Annotated in this window: 2 protein-coding genes; both read right to left on the minus strand. The window is 41.1% G+C overall.

Annotation, left to right across the window (positions count from 1 at the left end; all coding sequences use genetic code 11):
- Window positions 1-3,009 (minus strand): hypothetical protein (locus EDM53_RS01040; RefSeq protein WP_130121563.1); only part of this gene is annotated, 3,009 nt, incomplete at its 3' end.
- The coding region (locus tag EDM53_RS01045; RefSeq protein WP_207215396.1) for a hypothetical protein at window positions 3,009-3,646 on the minus strand (638 nt) is incomplete at its 5' end. The genes EDM53_RS01045 and EDM53_RS01040, both read right to left, overlap by 1 nt.

The following is a 3,646-nucleotide window of genomic DNA, read 5'->3' on the forward strand; positions in this document are numbered from 1 at the left end:
TCCTAAACACCCTCCAGTCCGTATCTCTTTATTTTTTTCCCTCAAAAACATACGGAACGTTTCCAACATTTGTAGTACGTCTCCTTTTATTCCAGCTTGCTCCAGTACCTTTGATACCAGATACAGTCCCATCAGCCTGGTATCCAGCACATCACTTCTCAACAATACTTCTATTCCACTTACCAATCTTTGACTCGGGTATAACATCCATACTAATTCACTCTCGTTTAGCTTCACATCTCTTCTAAACAACAGACAAGATAAGCCAGTGATACTCCCCTCTACGTCCTTTAGGTTGAATTGCACAAGCCTTCTATACGCTACTCTTGTCCACTCCGTTATAAAACCATCGTCTCTATGACCACAATGAGCCAAACTCCATATGCTGTCAGACAACCCCCGAGTATTAAATTTTGCCAGCCTCCATGTCGCAATCCGCGCCCATTCCCCCACGAAATAATCATCCCTATAACCAAGACGCACTAAACTCCAGATGCTATTCGACAAGTTCTGGGGATTAAATTCTGGTAATTTTCTAATCGATACTCTCATCCATTCCCCCATAAATGTATCATCTTTATAATCAAGACGCGCTAAACTCCAGAGACTGTTCGATAAATTCTGGGCATTAAAGCTCACCAATTTCCCAGTTGACACTCTCGTCCATTCTACTATGAAACCATCATCCCTGTAACCAAAACGCAATAAGCTCCAGATACTATTTGACAATTCCTGTGAATTAAATTCTCCAAGCTTCCGAGTCGATACACTTACCCATTCTCTTATAAAATCATCACCTCTGTAACCAAAACGCGCTAAGCTCCACATACTATTTGACAATTCTTGGCAATTAAACTCCACTAGTTTCGTAGTTGATACTCTCACCCATTCTTTTATGAATGTATCATCCATGTAGCCAAGGCGCACTAAACTCCAGATACTATTAGACAGTTCCTGTGAATTAAATGCTCCAAGCTTCCGAGTTGATACACTTACCCATTCTTTTATGAATGCATCATCCATGTAGCCAAGGCGCACTAAACTCCAAATACTGTTCGACAAGTGCTGGGAGTTAAATTCTGGTAATTTTCTAATCGATACTCTTATCCATTCCCATATAAATGTATCATCTTTGTAATCAAGACGCGCTAAGCTCCAGATACTATTAGACAGTTCCTTGGTATTAAACTCTACCAATTTCCTAATCGATACTCTCATCCATTCCCATATAAATGTATCGTCTTTGTAATCAAGACGCGCTAAGCTCCAGATACTATTAGACAGATTTTGAGAGTTAAATTCCCCGAGTTTCTGAGTTGATACATTCACCCATTTCCTTATGAATGCATCATTCCTATAACCAAGGCGCACTAAACTCCAAATGGTATTGGACAAGTTCTGGGGGTTAAACTCTGGTAATTTTCTAATCGATACTCTCATCCATTCCCCCATAAATGTATCGTCTTTGTAATCAAGACGCGCTAAACTCCAGATACCGTTGGACAGATTCTGAGAATTAAAGCTCACCAATTTTCCAGTTGACACTCTTGCCCATTCCCTTATGAATGCATCATCCCTGTAACCAAAACGCAGCAGACTCCAGATACTATTAGACAGTTCCTGACAATTAAATTCTCCAAGCTTTCGAGTTGATACACTTACCCATTCCCTCATGAATGCATCATCCCTGTAACCAAAACGCACTAAACTCCAGATACTATTAGACAGTTCCTGTGAATTAAATTCTCCAAGCTTCCGAGTTGATACACTTACCCATTCCCTTATGAATGCATCATCCCTGTAACCAAACAGCACTAAACTCCAGATACTATTAGACAGTTCCTGTGAATTAAATTCTCCAAGCTTCCGAGTTGATACACTTACCCATTCCCTTATGAATGAGCCATCCGTGTAACCAAGGCGCGCTAAACTCCAAGTGCTGTTGGACAAGTGCTGGGGGTTAAACTCTGGTAATTTTCTAATCGATACTCTCATCCATTCCCCCATAAATGTATCGTCTTTATAATCGAGACGCGCCAAGCTCCAGATACTGTTAGACAGATTCTGAGCATTAAAGCTCGCCAATTTTCCAGTTGACACTCTTGCCCATTCCCTTATGAATGCATCATCCCTGTAACCAAAACGCACTAAACTCCAAAGACCGTTCGACAAGTGTTGGGCACTAAACTCTTCCAACTTCCCAGTTGATACCCTTACCCATTCTCTTATGAAGGCATTATCTTGATGATCAAAACATGCTAAACTCCAAATGCTATTGGACAGGTTCTGGGGGTTAAATTCTGGTAATTTTCTAATCGATACTCTCATCCATTCCCCCATAAATGTATCGTCTTTGTAACCAAGACGCGCTAAACTCCAGAGACTGTTCGACAATTCCTGCGCATTAAATACTCCAAGTCTCCAAGTTGACACCCTTATCCACTCCTTCACGAATGGACTGTCCCTGTAACCAAAATGGGCTAAACTCCAGAGACTGTTGGACAACTCCTGCGAATTAAATTCTCTAAGTTTCCAAGTTGATACTCTCATCCATTCCCCCATAAATGTATCGTCTTTATAATCGAGACGCGCTAAACTCCAAATACTATTCGACAAGTCCTGTGCATTAAACTCTGGGAGTTTTGTAATTGATACATTCACCCATTCTCTTATAAACTCATCGTCCCTATGACAAAGACGAACAGCACTCCAGATAATCTTGGACAACTCATGTGTATTAAACTCTGAAAGCTTTTGAATTGATATCCTTACCCATTCTCTCATGAACTCATCGTCCCTGTAACCAAGGCGCGCCAAATTCCAGATACTCTTTGATAATTCCTGTGTATTAAACTCTCCTAACCTCAGACCAGCTGTATTCAGCCACTGCACAATATAATTCCTATTCCTACCTCTATAACAAAGAGACCGCAGCCTTCCTATCTCACGGCATAATCTCCCATTACTGTAGCTACTCAAATCTCTCAACACACCTTCTCCACATATCATCAATTATCACCTTGAAATGCTCCTTCCGATTGCTCTTGTTCCTGCATCAATTCATCATACTCTCCTCTAGAGCTATCAAACTCGTATACGTATTGTAATGGAGTTCGTGCTAATAAACTGTAGACTTCTCCATATCCAGACGCTGATCTCACTCCATTCTCATCGCTTGTATACTCTATGTACAGACTATGCACGTTGGACATCAGATGGTAAAGGCTGTACACCGTCATTCCTGATGTAAATATCAACCCTGCATATGGCAAACCTCCTGCACCCATCACTATAGGTAATGCCATGTAAACCGTCGTTATCAGTACCTGTTTTAGCGCCTCAGCGTATTCTCCCTGGTACACTTGATATGTAGCTTCCAAACCCACTAGTGCTAATCCATACACATTCAATCCCTTGTACATTCCATATACATGCACCGTGCCCAATACCACTTGCTTCACATTCTCCACTGTTGGTCGATTGACCACTCTTAGTACATCCACTACTGTATCAGCTATCTTGATGCTCAACGCTGCTTTATACATCACAACTTCCACTTCTGCCGCTTTTTCTCCTATCATTCCCTTTATATCAATATCAGAGCTCATTTTTTGCTGCAATTCCCTTGCAAATATAAAATCTTCCC

It is taken from the genome of Rickettsiales endosymbiont of Peranema trichophorum, assembly GCF_004210275.1.
In the GTDB taxonomy this organism is placed as follows: Bacteria; Pseudomonadota; Alphaproteobacteria; order Rickettsiales; family Midichloriaceae; genus RICK02.